8 protein-coding genes are annotated in these 13278 nt (G+C 60.3%); 1 reads left to right on the forward strand and 7 read right to left on the reverse strand.

Annotated features, from left to right (window positions below; all coding sequences use genetic code 11):
• Nucleotide 1 precedes the first annotated feature (1 nt).
• Entirely contained in the window at nt 2–229 is a 228-nt protein-coding gene (locus tag AEQ67_RS34215) for a hypothetical protein (protein ID WP_082377946.1), read from the forward strand.
• 252 nt (nt 230–481) lie between these two features.
• Here the strand turns inward: AEQ67_RS34215 and AEQ67_RS24195 are convergent, their stop codons facing one another.
• The 7 genes from AEQ67_RS24195 to AEQ67_RS24225 form a co-directional block, all read right to left on the reverse strand.
• Nucleotides 482–3520 carry a multidrug efflux RND transporter permease subunit gene (locus AEQ67_RS24195; protein ID WP_059406313.1) on the reverse strand — a complete coding sequence of 1013 codons (3039 nt, stop codon included), beginning with the start codon at nt 3518–3520 and terminating at the stop codon, nt 482–484.
• Between the two features lie 13 nt (nt 3521–3533).
• Complete coding sequence (locus AEQ67_RS24200) at nt 3534–4682, reverse strand: efflux RND transporter periplasmic adaptor subunit (RefSeq protein WP_059406314.1); 1149 nt, start codon at nt 4680–4682, stop codon at nt 3534–3536.
• A gap of 191 nt (nt 4683–4873) precedes the next feature.
• Nucleotides 4874–5974 carry a DUF1513 domain-containing protein gene (locus AEQ67_RS24205; protein WP_059406315.1) on the reverse strand — a complete coding sequence of 367 codons (1101 nt, stop codon included), beginning with the start codon at nt 5972–5974 and terminating at the stop codon, nt 4874–4876.
• Between the two features lie 14 nt (nt 5975–5988).
• Nucleotides 5989–7053 carry an imelysin family protein gene (locus AEQ67_RS24210; protein WP_059406316.1) on the reverse strand — a complete coding sequence of 355 codons (1065 nt, stop codon included), beginning with the start codon at nt 7051–7053 and terminating at the stop codon, nt 5989–5991.
• 26 nt (nt 7054–7079) lie between these two features.
• The gene (locus AEQ67_RS24215) at nt 7080–8507 is read right to left on the reverse strand and encodes a di-heme oxidoreductase family protein (protein WP_059406317.1); all 1428 of its coding nucleotides are present in this window, start codon (nt 8505–8507) and stop codon (nt 7080–7082) included.
• A gap of 293 nt (nt 8508–8800) precedes the next feature.
• The gene (locus tag AEQ67_RS24220; protein ID WP_059406318.1) at nt 8801–10153 is read right to left on the reverse strand and encodes an imelysin family protein; all 1353 of its coding nucleotides are present in this window, start codon (nt 10151–10153) and stop codon (nt 8801–8803) included.
• A gap of 288 nt (nt 10154–10441) precedes the next feature.
• A complete protein-coding gene (locus tag AEQ67_RS24225) occupies nt 10442–12493 on the reverse strand; it encodes a putative bifunctional diguanylate cyclase/phosphodiesterase (RefSeq protein WP_059406319.1) in 2052 nt (683 codons plus the stop codon).
• Nucleotides 12494–13278 lie beyond the last annotated feature (785 nt).

A 13278-nucleotide genomic window follows, 5' to 3' on the forward strand; every position in this document is an offset into this window, starting at 1 on the left:
GATGAAACTCGAAATTGCGCGAGGTGTATTTTTATTAGGAGCCTTGGCAGTTGCTTCGCTGGCGGTGGCTGCCTGGGAGCAGCCCCGCACGCAAGTTCTCAGTTCAGTGAACGGTGACGCGCACTGTCCGTTGCCCCGAGTTGCCAAGGCATCGGTGGCAACTCATCCCGATCATGATTTATTGCTGTTCATGTTCGGACTTTCTCAAGGATTGAGGCCACAAAGTTGAACAGATTGAAGCCAAAATAAAAGGCCTCGCCAAAATGCGGGGCCTTTTTTTGTGCCCGGCCCCCCGGACTTGCCCCCGCTCAACTGCCCGCTCACCTGTAGGAGCTGGCTTGCCAGCGAAGGTCGTTAACGATGACGGTTTTCAACAGGATAACCGTGGCGTATTTGGGACCTTCGCTGGCAAGCCAGCTCCTACAGGGGATTGGTGGGCGACACCAATACGCGGTCGCACAGGATCAAGGTAGGAGGTTGGTCATGGGTGTTCTTTGGGTTTGTCGGGTTTAGCCAATAACGTGTACACGCACGGCAATACGAACAACGTAAACAACGTCCCGATCGACATCCCCGTGGCAATCACCGTGCCGATATCAAACCGGCTCACCGCCCCCGCACCCGTGGCGATGATCAACGGCACCATGCCGAACACCATGGCCGCAGTGGTCATCAACACCGGCCGCAGTCGAATGGCCGCCGCTTCCTCGACGGCTTCGCGCGCTGTCAGGCCCTTTTCCTTGCGCAACTGGTTGGCGAACTCGACGATCAGGATCCCGTGCTTGCTGATCAGCCCGATCAATGTCACCAATCCGACCTGGGTGTAGATGTTCATGCTCGACCAGCCGAGGAACAGCGGAATCAACGCGCCGCAGATCGACAGCGGCACCGTCACCAGAATCACCAGCGGGTCGCGGAAGCTTTCGAACTGGGCGGCCAGTACCAGGAAAATGATCGCCAATGCCAGCGCAAAGGTCACCCACAGGGCACTGCCTTCCTGGACGAATTGCCGTGAGGCGCCGGCATAGTCGAAGGCGTAACCCACCGGTGCTTCTTCCCGGGCGATCTGGCGCACGGTGTCGATGGCTTCACCCATGCTGACCAGCGGGACCCCGGACAGGATGGCCGAGTTGAGTTGCTGGAACTGGTTCAACTGCCGTGGCCGCGCCCGGTCGCTCACGGTGATCAGGGTCGACAGGGCCAGCAGTTCGCCCTTGGTGTTCCTCACATAATAGTTATTCAGCCATTGCGGGTTATCGCGGAAGGGCCGCTCGACCTGCGCGATGACTTTGTAGCTGCGACCTTCGATGGTGAATCGGTTGATCTCCGCTTCACCGAGCAACGTGGCCAATGTGCCGCCCAGATCCTGCATCGACACGCCCATTTGTGCGGCCTTGGCGCGATCGATATCCACCACCACTTCGGGCTTGTCGAAGGCCAGATCGACATCGACGAACGCGAACTTGCCGGATTCCATCGCGCGTTTTTTCACCCGATCCGTCACTTGCAGCAGCGATGCGTAATCGTTGGCGGAGTTGATGACAAACTGAAACGGCAACCCCTCGCCAGTGCCGGGCAGGGAGGGCAGGTTGAAGCCGAAGATCTGCAATCCCGAAATGCTCTCCAGTTTGGCCTGCACCTCGGGCAGGATCTGCATTTGTGTGCGGTTGCGATCGTTCCACGGTTTGAGCAGGAAGCCGCCGATACCCGATTGCACACCGTTGAAACCATTGATCTGGAACGAGGAGTAGTACTCGGGAAACGCCTTGAAGATGTCGACGAACTCGTCGGTGTAGGCGCTCAGGTAGTCGAGGTTGGCCGTTTGTGGAGCATTGGCCATCATGAAAATGATGCCCTGATCCTCGTCCGGCGCCAGTTCCGACTTGGTGAACTTGAGCAGCACCGGAATCAGGCACAGCACGATCACCGCGAACACCAGCACTACCGGCCGGGTGTTCAGCGTGCCATGCAGCATGCTCTGGTAGCGGCGCTTGAGGCCTTCGAAAATCAGGTCCAGGCGATGGGCCAGGCCGCTGGGGTTTTCATCGTGGCGCAGCAAAAACGCGCACATCATCGGCGACAGCGTCAGGGCGACGATGCCGGAGATCACCACCGCCCCGGCCAGGGTCAGGGCGAACTCCTTGAACAGCGCGCCGGTCAGCCCCGTCAGGAAGCCGATGGGCGCATAAACCGCGGCCAGGGTGATGGTCATCGAGACCACCGGCATGGCGATTTCCCGGGCGCCTTCGATAGCCGCGTCCAGCGGCGTCTTGCCTTCTTCGATGTGGCGGTGGATGTTTTCGACCACCACGATCGCGTCGTCCACCACCAGGCCGATGGCCAATACCATCGCCAGCAGGGTCAGCAGGTTGATCGAGTACCCCATCATCTGCATGAAGAACATCACGCCGATCATCGACAGCGGAATAGTGACCACCGGGATCACCACCGAGCGAAGCGCCCCGAGGAACAGGAACACCACAACGATCACGATCAGCACCGCTTCGAACAGGGTTTTCACCACTTCGTCGATCGAGGCCTGGATGAACAGCGTGGCGTCGTAGGCGATTTCACCCTTGAGGTTCGGCGGCAGCTGGGCCTCCAGGTCCGGCATGATCTTGCGTACTTCCTTGATCACGTCCAGCGGGTTGGCACCGGGCGTCGCCTTGATGCCGATGTACACCGAGGGGGTGCCACCGAAGGAACTGATGGTGTCGTAGTTCTCCGCGCCCATTTCCACCCGCGCGACATCGCTGAGCAGCACACGACTGTCGCCATCGACCTTGAGCGGAATCGCGGCAAAGGCTTCAGCGGATTTGAGCTCGGTGTTGGCGTTGATGCTGGTGACCACGTACTCGCCTTTCACTTCGCCGGCGGCGGAGAGGAAGTTGTACTTGCGCACCGCATCGGTCACGTCGCTGGCGCTCAGGCCGAAACCGGCAAGCTTCACCGGGTCCAGCCACAGGCGCATGGCGAATACCTGGTTGCCGAGAATCTCGGCTTCGGCCATGCCCGGCAGGGTCGCCAGTTTTGGTTGAATGACCCGCGACAGGTAGTCGGTGATTTGCGGGTTGCTCAGCTCCTTACTGAAGAAGCTGATGTACATCAGCGCCGAGGCGTCCGCAGCTTCTTTGCTCAGGACCGGGTCTTCGGCGTCCTGGGGCAGCTGGTTCTTCACTTCGTTGGCCTTGGCCAGCAGTTCGGTGAACAAGCGGTCGCTGTTGGAGCCAATGCGTGCGTAGATCGAAATCACCGAGAAGTTCTGGCGACTGACCGAGGTCATGTAGTCGATACCCTCGGCGCTGGCCAGGCTCTGTTGCATCGGCTGGGTGATGTAGCCCTGGATGGTTTCGGCATTGGCCCCGGGGTAAGCGGTGGTCACCGTGATCAGGGCGTTTTCCATTTGCGGGTATTGGCGCAGCGGCAGCTTGCTCCAGGCTTGAAAGCCCAGCAGCACAATCAGCAGGCTGACCACGGTGGCGAGCACCGGGCGGCGGATGAACGGGTCGGTAAAAGCCATGGGGATTCCTTGATCAGTTCGCGCGCGGCGGACTGTTCTTCTCGGCTAAAGTCTTGTCGTCGCTGATGGCAATGTGTGCGCCGTTGTCCAGTTTGATCTGGCCGCCCGTGACCACTTTTTCACCGTTCTGCACGCCTTTGGTAATCATCACCAGGCCGTCACGGCGTTCGCCGGTTTCGATGAACCGGCGTTCGGCGATCAGGATCGGCTGGCCCTTGTCGTCTTTTTCGAGGCTGCCGTCTTCAGCTTTTTTCTGTGCAACGACGTAGATCGAGTTGCCGTACAGCGTGTAGGTAATCGCGCTTTCCGGCACGACAATCCGTGGCTGCGGGTCGGGCAACAACACTTGCAGGCTGGCAAACATGCCCGGCAGCAGCTTGCCGTCGGGGTTGGCCAGGGTCGCGCGGACCTGGACGTTGCGGGTGCTGTTTTCGACTTTCGGGTTGATCGCAGTGATGATCCCGGGGAAGTTTTGCGTCGGGTAGGCCGAGGCAATGATCTGCACCGATTGGCCGATGGCGATCTTCGGCACCGACTGCTCAGGGATGAAAAAGTCGACGTAGAGACTACTGATGTCTTGCAGGGTGGCAATCATGGTGCCACTGGCGAGATAGTCACCGATGTCCACCTGACGAATGCCGATGGTCCCGCTGAACGGTGCGAGCAAGCGTTTTTTGGCCAGCGCCGCCTTGAGCTGATTGACCGTGGCCCGGCTCTTTTTCAACACCGCCGAGAGCCGGTCGAATTCGCCTTTGGAAATGGCCTGGCTGCCCACCAGTTGGCTACCACGACCGTAATCGACCTGCGCCAGCCCCAGGTCGGCCTGAGCGGTTTCGAGCAGGGCGGTCTCTACCACGCTATCAAGCAGAAGCAGCGGTTGGCCGACCTTCACCTTCTGCCCTGACTCAAACTGCAAATCGATGACGGTGCCGTCGGTCTCCAGGCTCAGGTCCACGCCTTGCAGTGCCTTGAGCGTGCCAACCGTAGGCAGGCGCGCTTGCCACGGGCGTTCGGTGGCGGTGGCCACAGCGACACTGATCGGCGGTTTCGGCGCGGAGAAGCCTTGGATCATCGTGTAGATGGAGAAGGCTTTGTAACCGGCCAGGACCAGCACGATCAGCAGAACAACACCCAACATGATCAGCATGCGGCGACGCAGCATATTTCCAGTTCCTTGGAGAAAATCAGGCGAGACAGTTGGGCACATTACCGCGAGTGGGAAGGGGATTCCAATGGATGTTTCCGGGCGTACCCCCCGAACTGTAGGAGCCGGCTTGCCGGCGAAGGGGCCGCTGGATGTGCAGCGATCTTTCGGATGCCTTCGCTGGCAAGCCAGCTCCTACGGGATTTCCATCACGCCATGAGGTGAAGGTGGTTGTCCCAGAGCCCGGCAGGCAGCTCCAATGGTTTTGCAACAAGATTTGTCTGGCGGCAATCGTAGTACCGGCAGCGCCCCTGACCCGAGGTCACGACAAACCCGTCGGCCACCGCACCCACCCCGGCGCAATCGGCAAGTGGCGCGTCCAGGCGCACTTCGCCGCTGTCCAGGTCCCAGATGAAAAAGCGGTTGCCCCGAGGCGCGGTCAGCGCGACCAGGCGTAATTCACTGTGCACGGCGACGCTGGCGGTGTAGTGCCCCATGGCCTGCAACTGATGTTCGGGCACCGGGAACGCCACGAACGGTTGGCCGGGACGTTTGACCGCCAGCAGCTCGGAAGACTCGTGGGACGCGCCCATGAACTGCTGGCCGGCGACGATGGTGCCGTCGCTGGCAATGCCCAAATGACGCACGCTGTTCATCTGCTGGGCGAGCGTCTCCTTGCTCAGCAGGGTGCCGTCACGTTGCATCAGGACCAGGCTCGGTTCCATCGCGTTGAGGTTCATCTCTACCCGGCTTTCGGCCTCGGTGCGAATGCCGCCGTTGGCGACTACCAGGGTTTCGCCGTCGGGCATCCACGACACCTGATGCGGGCCGATGCCATGGGTGGAAATCTCACCGCTGTGGATAAGTCGCTCACCTTCGAACTTATACACACCCAGCAAGCCGCGACCCGGATCGGACGTGTCGTTCTCGGTGGCGTACAACCAGTCGCCGCCCTTGTGAATCACCGCGTGCCCGTAGAAATGCCGGTTCGCCTGCGAGGTCACGGTTTGCAGCAGCGTGCCGTCGCGCAGGTCGATCAGGTAACTCTCGGTGCCCGGCCGCCGGGCCACGAACAGTGCGATCGGCTGCGTCGGGTGATTGATGATGTCGTGGCAGCGTTGGCCGACCTGGGTGGCAAATACTCGGGTGCCGTCCAGCCGATAACCGACGGCGTAGTGCTTGCCGTCGGTATCGTCCCGCGCCGACAGCAGCAGCGGGCTTTTGTCCTTGTGCTTGAACAGCGTCCAGCCGCCCAGTGTCACTGCTCCCAGCAGCAGACTACCTAAAGTCAGAGCTTGACGTCGCAGCATGGCACTCGCCCTCATCAGTCACCGTCGTTGGCGTTGAAGCCCAGTTGGATGCCCAGCGCCTTGGCCAGTTCGCCTTCGTGCAGGCGATGGACGACGTTGAGGCTGTCGTAGAGATCGTTGAGTTGCTGGCGACCGGCATCGTCGTTGAGCATTTCGGTCAGCGAGCGCTGGTTGCTGGCGAACAGTTTCAGGGACGCGGCGTAGGCGGCATCGATCTTGTCGGCCAAGGGCTTCTGCTCACTCGGCAACAAGCCGCGCAGGCCTTTGTTGTCGACGCCTTCCCACACGGTCTTGGCGGCGGCGAGGCTGGCTTCGAGGCCCGTCAGGGAGGACTGGCTGCGCCATGCATCGGCCTGGAACGGTTGCGGAACGCCCTTGGTCTGGCGGCCCATCGGCGTGCCGAGTTTCTTCTTCAAGCTGTCGAGGGCGGTAACTTGCACCCGCAGCAAATCGGCGATGGCTTCGTGGGAATCGGCGTAGCGCTGGTTCGGGAATTTGCTCATCTGCGCGAGCATGCCGTCGGTGGTGTTCCAGCTTTTCAGAATGTCTTCGGCCAGCAGTTTCTGACGCTCGCCAATCGCTTTCAGCAGTGGGCAATACTTGGCTTTTTGCGCGTCGTTGGCGACGTCTGGCTTGCTGTCGAACAGGATGTATTCGTAGGCGGAAAGGCCCTGAACCACGACGCTGGACTTGGCCAGTTCCGCGGCATCGATCTGTGGCTGCGCGGTGACCAGTTGCTCGACCTGACGGCCGACGAGGTTTTTCTTGTCCGGCCAGAACTGCACCTGCCAGGCACGATTGCCTTCAGCCAGCGGCCCGATCAGCAGAGGCTGAAGCTCGGCCCAGGCTTTCTGCGCGTGCAGGAAATCGGCGCGTGCGGTGTCGAGGTTTTCCTTGCCTTCGCAGTAGGCGAGTGCGCTGACGGCCAATTGGCGGTCGGCTTCAACCCAGCGCGTGTAGGTCGGCAGGATCACCGATTTGGCGATGGCCGCCGAGGTGACCGCTTGCGGATCCTGCGGCGAACAGGCGCCGAGCGCTAGTGCGGCAAGGCTGGTGAACAACAATTTGGGACGGAACATGTCGGGCTCCCGCTATGGAATACGTATTAAAGGGAATTCAAAAACGCCAGCAACGCAGCGCGCTGCTCGGCATTGAAAGACAAAACCTGTTGCTGCGCCGCGCTGGCTTCGCCGCCATGCCAGAGCACGGCTTCGAGCAGATTGCGGGCGCGGCCGTCATGCAAGAACTGGGTGTGGCCGCTGACCGCCTGCGTCAGGCCGATGCCCCACAACGGCGGGGTGCGCCAGTCGCGGCCACTGGCCTGGAATTCGGTTCGGTTGTCGGCCAGGCCGTCGCCCATGTCATGCAGCAGCAGATCGCTGTAAGGGCGAATCACTTGATTGGCCAGTTCAGGTTCGGCGGCGTTGGCGGCGGTGGTGTACTTCGGCGTGTGACAGGACTGGCAGCCGGCCTGGAAAAACAGGGTCTTGCCGGCCAGCACTTGAGGCGTGCCGACATCGCGGCGGGCCGGGACGGCGAGGTTGCGGCTGTAGAACAGCACCAGGCGCAGGATGTTATCGCTGACTTCCGGTTCGCCATCCGGACCATTGCCGTTGGGTGCCTGCTTGCACGCGGTTTGCGTGTCGGTGCAATCGTCGACGGTTCTCAGGCGAGTGGTCAGGCCCATGTCGCCAGAAAACGCGTGGACATTCTGTTGATTGAGGTTTGGTTGACCGGCTTTCCAGCCGAAGCGTCCGAGGACGGTTTTCTGTTGGGCGTCATCCCAAACACGGTTCGGCCGTCCGGTGATGCCGTTTTTTTCTTTTGCCTGGGCGTCGGCATTGGCCAGGATCGCCTCGTCGGGGATCGCTTCGAGCAAACCCAGACCAATCATCGGCGGTGCAATGCGCGCCGAGAACCGCGTGTCGGGGGGCATCGGGCCGTAGCCGAGGTGGCTGATCTGCAAGGTCGGTTTGCGCAGCTCGACCTCGGGGCCGTCCTTGAAACGGATCGGGACTGGCGTGTAGTCGACGCGCACTTTGCCTTCCGGAACCACACCGGGTACGGCCATGTCCTGGAACTGTCCGCCGTAGACCGGCTCTGGAACAACCCCAAGCTGCTCGATGACCTTGGCATACGCCGGCGCATCGGGAATCGACAGGCGCACCAGCATCGACACGGCATTCGGCGCGTCGGGCGTCGGCGGATGACCGCGGCCGTCCTTGATGTGGCAGTTCTGGCAGGCGTTGGTGTTGAACAGCGGACCGAGGCCATCGCGGGCGGTGGTGGTCGACGGCGCGATCACCCAAGGGTTACGGAAGAAGCTGTTGCCAACGCTGAAATCCACACGCCGCGAGGGTGGCAGGTTGGCGGACGGTAGGGAAAAGGCATTCTGATCAGTCTTGCGCACCGTCGCATTGCCACCGGAACGGGCTTCACCGGGTTCGGCCTGGGTGAACTTCGGGGCGTCATCGCAGGCACTCAGGCCCAGGGCCAGCAACAGTGCGGACAAGCGAAGAGGCGGCGAGGGCATCAGACATCCTGCAAGACGAGCAAAACAAGGGCGCAAAGTCTAACAGGGCAGCGGAAATTGAATAAGAGGAATTATCGTTTGGTTGATGTAGCGCAGGTTTTGGTGATGATCATTACATCAGGACAATCACAATCCCTGTGGGAGCGGGCTTGCCCGCGAAAGCGGTGAGTCAGTCAACACATATGTTGAATGTTAGGCAGTCATCGCGGGCAAGCCCGCTCCCACAGGGATCGCATCAGCAAAGGACAAAAAAAGGCGACCCGAAGGTCGCCTTTTTATTCAGCCAGCGTTGATCAGAATTCGTGATCAGCGTTGTCCGGGTTCAAGTCGCTGATGCCCAGTTTGCCAGCGGCGGCTTCGATCGAACCGGTCTGCTTGACCAGGGAGGCGATGGCGTCGCGGACGATCTGGTTGCCAGCGGTGTTGCCGGCAGCGATCAGTTGGTCGTAATGCTCACCCTTGTTGGCGTGATCGACAATGACCTGCATCTTGGCTTCGGTTGCAGCCAGGTCGGCTTTCAGCGCGGTGTCGGCCGCCGGATCGGCTTTGACCACCAGGGACGACAGGCTCGCGCCGGTCATTTTAGTGCCGTCGACGCGGGTGTATTCGCCCAGGTACACGTTACGAACGCCTTTGGCATCGTAGAACTGCGAGTTGTGGGTGTTGTCGCTGAAGCAGTCGTGTTCGTCTTCCGGGGAGTTGGCTTCCAGGGAAACCTTCATGCGCTCGCCCGCCAGTTCGCCCAGGGACAGGCTGCCCATGCCGAACAGCATTTTGCGCAGGCCGGACTCAGCCGGTTCCGCTTCCAGGGTGGCGCGGTAGTTGTCGGCCACGTTCGGCTTCCAGTTACCGACCATTTCTTCCAGGTCGCTGACCAACAGTTGGGTCACGGATTTCAGGTAAGCGCGACGACGATCGTTATGACCGCCGGTGGCGCCTTTGCCTTCCAGGTAGTCGGAAGCCGGACGGTTGCCCGCGCCTGGGCCGGTGCCGTTCAGGTCCTGGCCCCAGAGCAGGAATTCGATGGCGTGGTAGCCCGTGGCGACGTTGGCCTCGGAACCGCCCAGCTCGTTCAGGCTGGCAAGTTTTTCCGGGGTGATGTCTTTGACGTCGATCTTGTCTTCGCCGACCTGAACTTCAGTGTTGGCGATGATGTTGGCGGTGGCGCCCGGGTTACCGAGTGCGTGCTCGTAGGATTTGTCGACGTAGTCGATCAGGCCTTCGTCCAGGGGCCAGGCGTTAACCTGTCCTTCCCAGTCGTCGATGATGGTGTTACCGAAGCGGAACACTTCGCTCTGCAGGTAAGGAACGCGGGCAGCGATCCAGGCAGCCTTGGCGGCTTTCAGGGTGTCGGCGTTCGGCTTGGCCAAGAAGGCGTCGACAGCGGTTTGCAGGGTTTTCGCGGTGGATTCGGCATCGCTGTAAACGGCGAAGACCATGTCGGCGTAATGCGCGACAACGGCTTTGGCGGCGGCTTCGTCGACTTTGCTTGCAGCGGCAGGCGCAGCAGCCGGGGCTGGAGCTGTGGTGGTGGCGGCTGGAGTAGGCGCTTGCGGAGCGGCAGCCTTGTCTTTGCCTTCGCCACAACCGGCGAGGGAAATAGCGATGGCCAACAGACTGGCGGTAGCCAGAGGCATACGAATCATGGCGAACATCCTGCTTCGAGAGGGGGTAGAAAGGCGCAGCAAGCGCAAAACTGCGACATAATGCAAATCTTTCGCATTATGTGTAAAGGGTTGTACCTGGAAATATTTCTTATTCACAGAGCCTGCGGGCCTGCCCGCCACCTGTAGCAGCTGCCGAAGGCTGCGTTCGGCTGCGAAGCAGTCGTGAGATCAGACACCTGGGTGTGACAGACAAATCGTGGCGCCAGGGTTTACGACTGCTGCGCAGCCGAACGCAGCCTTCGGCAGCTGCTACAGGGCCACAGACGGTCAGTGGATCGCGGCGTTACTGCGCTGGGCCTGCTTTAGATAGACACTCAACTCCCGTGCCGGCAGCGGTTTGCTGTAGAGGTAGCCCTGACCTTCATGGCAGCCTTCGGAGATGATGTAGGCCTCTTGCTCGGGGGTTTCCACGCCTTCGGCAATGACCTGCATGCCAAGGCTCTTGCCCAGCTGGATGATGGCCCGAACGATCGTTGCATCGTCGTCGTCATCGAGCAGGTCCTGAACGAAGCTCTTGTCGATCTTGATCTTGTCCAGGGGCAGGCTTTTCAGATAGCTCAAGGACGAATAACCGGTGCCGAAGTCGTCGATGGCGATCAGTGCGCCGGAGCGACGCAGGCTCAGCAGGTGCTGGGCGGCGGTGCTGATGTCTTCCATCAGGCCGGTTTCGGTGACTTCCAGCTCCAGGCTGCGCGGTGGCAGGCGGTACATTTGCAGCAGGTTATTGACCACTCGCGGCAACTCGGCGTGGTGCAGTTGCACGGTGGACAGGTTCACCGCCATGCGCAGGTCGACGAAACCCTGGTCATGCCAGTCGCGCAATTGCTTGCACGCCTGGTCCAGCACCCACTCACCGATGGCGATGATGGTGCCGTTCTGCTCGGCCAGGGGGATGAACAGGTCCGGTGGCACCAGTCCATGCTCGGGATGCTGCCAGCGAATCAACGCCTCGACCCCCACCACCCGGTGATCGCGATAGCTGATTTGCGGTTGGTAGACAAGGTAGAACTGATTGCGGGTCAGGGCATCGCGCAGGTCTTTTTCCAGCTCGCGACGGCGGCGCATCTCGGTGTCGACGCTGGCGATATAAAACTGATAGCGGTTGCGCGAACGAGTCTTGGCCAGGGTCATGGTCTGCTCGGCTTTTTGCAGGAGCTTTTCAGTGCTGTCACCGTCCTCGGGGAACAGGGTGATGCCGATGGTGGCGCGCAGGCGGATTTCCTGATGATCAAGGGCAAACGCCGCTTCCAGGTCATCGAGAATACTTTGGGCCAACTCGGCCGCTTCGTAGGGTTGTTCGATATCGGCCTGGACCAGGGCGAACTGGTCGCCGCCGAGGCGGGCGAGGGCGCCGAGGCGACCGCTGTGGGCCCGCAGGCGATCGGCCAGGGCCAGCAGCAGTTGGTCGCCGGTCTGGTAGCTGAATTGTTCGTTGATGCCCTTGAAGTCATCGAGGCCGACACACAACACGGCGACCCGACGTTGCAACTTGCCGGCGTCGACGAGGATCTTGTCCAGTTGCTGCTGCAACTGTTGGCGGTTCGGCAGGCCGGTGAGGAAGTCGTATTGCGCCATGCGCAGCAGGCTGTTTTCCGCTTCGTGTCGTAGATGGGTATTGCGCTCGATAGACTCGAGCAACTGGTTGGCGGTATTGATCCAGATCCCCAGTTCGTTTTTCTCGTGGCCCTTGAGCTGCGGAATCTTGTGTTCGCTGGGGCGATCCGGATTGATTTCGGTCAGGTGCTCGATGATCCGCGACAGTGGTTTGGTCAGCAGCCAGTGATAGACCAGGTACAGCACCAGCCCCATGGCGAGGGCGCGCAATACGCCGGAGATGAAGATGATCACCGAACTGACGATGAACCCCTGGCCGTAAGTGGCGGTGTCGAGGGTGATGCTCAGGTCGCCGTAATACTCGCTGTAAGGACCACGACCCACCAGTTGGGTGGTGAAGGTGCGTTCCTTGCCGAGGATCAGGTCGGTCAGCCAGCGACTGTGGGAATGCTGCAACTCGCGGGATTTTTGCGCGAGCATCGCTTCGTTGGGATGGCCGATGGAGGCTTGGCGTACCGCATCGTCCTGAAACAGACCCTCGATCACTTGCATGCCCATTTCCCGATCCAGGCTGTAGACGGCCTGGGTAGAGGGATCGCGGAACATGTCGAGGATGCGCTCGGCATCGTTGGCCACGGCCTGGCGTGTTTTATAGGCATCGAAAACGATCTGCGCGCAGCTCAAGACCACGCCGACGATCAATGCCGACAGGAGCACGACCCGAAGCAACTTCACCGACAAGCTGTTCTTGAGTTCCAGCTTCAAAGGGTTATTCCTTGTTCCGTGCGGGTAGCGTCAAGTTGCCATGAGTATTGGCAATCCCGTGATGGCAGTCAAAGGGACAATCAATCACAGGAGGTTTTGCCTGTGGGCTTGGCGGATATGCTGTTGTTTGGAGTAATTGCCCTATTCGTACTGTGTCGGTTGTTGAGTCCTTCAACTTGAGGGGGATTTGGAGTTATTTTCCATTGGGTTGATGTTAGACGGCTGTGGCGTTGGGGCAAGGGGCGCAATGCTGCATTCATTGTGGGAGATTGGCCCGCGTTCTTCAGATGCACGGCGATCAAACTGTAGGAGCTGGCTTGCCAGCGAAGGCTATGTGTCAGGCGACTTTATTTTTGAGGGTGTACATATCCATTCCTGCGGTAACGGCTGCTATGGGTTTCGCCCTTACGGCGTGTCACTTGGAAAAGCCCCAAGTAACCAAGGGCTCTTGCCCCTTTCGTTCGGTGCCTCGCTGTGGCTCGGCATGCCCTCGCTCCGGTCCTGCTCCGTGGGCCCGCCGCCATCGGCCATCCCTGGCCCAGAGTGTGCAAAAACTGATTCCAACATCGTCGACGCGTAGCGCCGACGATGTTTGGCTGGCTGATTGCTCCTAAAGCGTTCTTCGTAGCTCCAGTCCGTTCTCAAGGCCGCTAGTAATGCTTTACAGCTTGTCCATCGGGCAAAGCAGGGGCTTTTCAGGCCGCCAACGCCTTCATCAAGCTCTGCGCACCGAGGATTTTCATCACCCGCTTCAAGTTGTAAGCGAGCACGTTCAAGCTCATTTC

It is taken from the genome of Pseudomonas sp. RIT-PI-q (assembly GCF_001297125.1).
Classification (GTDB): Bacteria; Pseudomonadota; Gammaproteobacteria; order Pseudomonadales; family Pseudomonadaceae; genus Aquipseudomonas.

Excerpts from the sequence above, each read along its gene's own strand:
- AEQ67_RS34215 (WP_082377946.1), top strand. The coding sequence starts at position 2 with ATGAAACTCGAAATTGCGCGAGGTGTATTTTTATTAGGAGCCTTGGCA.
- AEQ67_RS24195 (WP_059406313.1), bottom strand. The coding sequence starts at position 3,520 with ATGGCTTTTACCGACCCGTTCATCCGCCGCCCGGTGCTCGCCACCGTG.
- AEQ67_RS24200 (WP_059406314.1), bottom strand. The coding sequence starts at position 4,682 with ATGCTGCGTCGCCGCATGCTGATCATGTTGGGTGTTGTTCTGCTGATC.
- AEQ67_RS24205 (WP_059406315.1), bottom strand. The coding sequence starts at position 5,974 with ATGCTGCGACGTCAAGCTCTGACTTTAGGTAGTCTGCTGCTGGGAGCA.
- AEQ67_RS24210 (WP_059406316.1), bottom strand. The coding sequence starts at position 7,053 with ATGTTCCGTCCCAAATTGTTGTTCACCAGCCTTGCCGCACTAGCGCTC.
- AEQ67_RS24215 (WP_059406317.1), bottom strand. The coding sequence starts at position 8,507 with ATGCCCTCGCCGCCTCTTCGCTTGTCCGCACTGTTGCTGGCCCTGGGC.
- AEQ67_RS24220 (WP_059406318.1), bottom strand. The coding sequence starts at position 10,153 with ATGATTCGTATGCCTCTGGCTACCGCCAGTCTGTTGGCCATCGCTATT.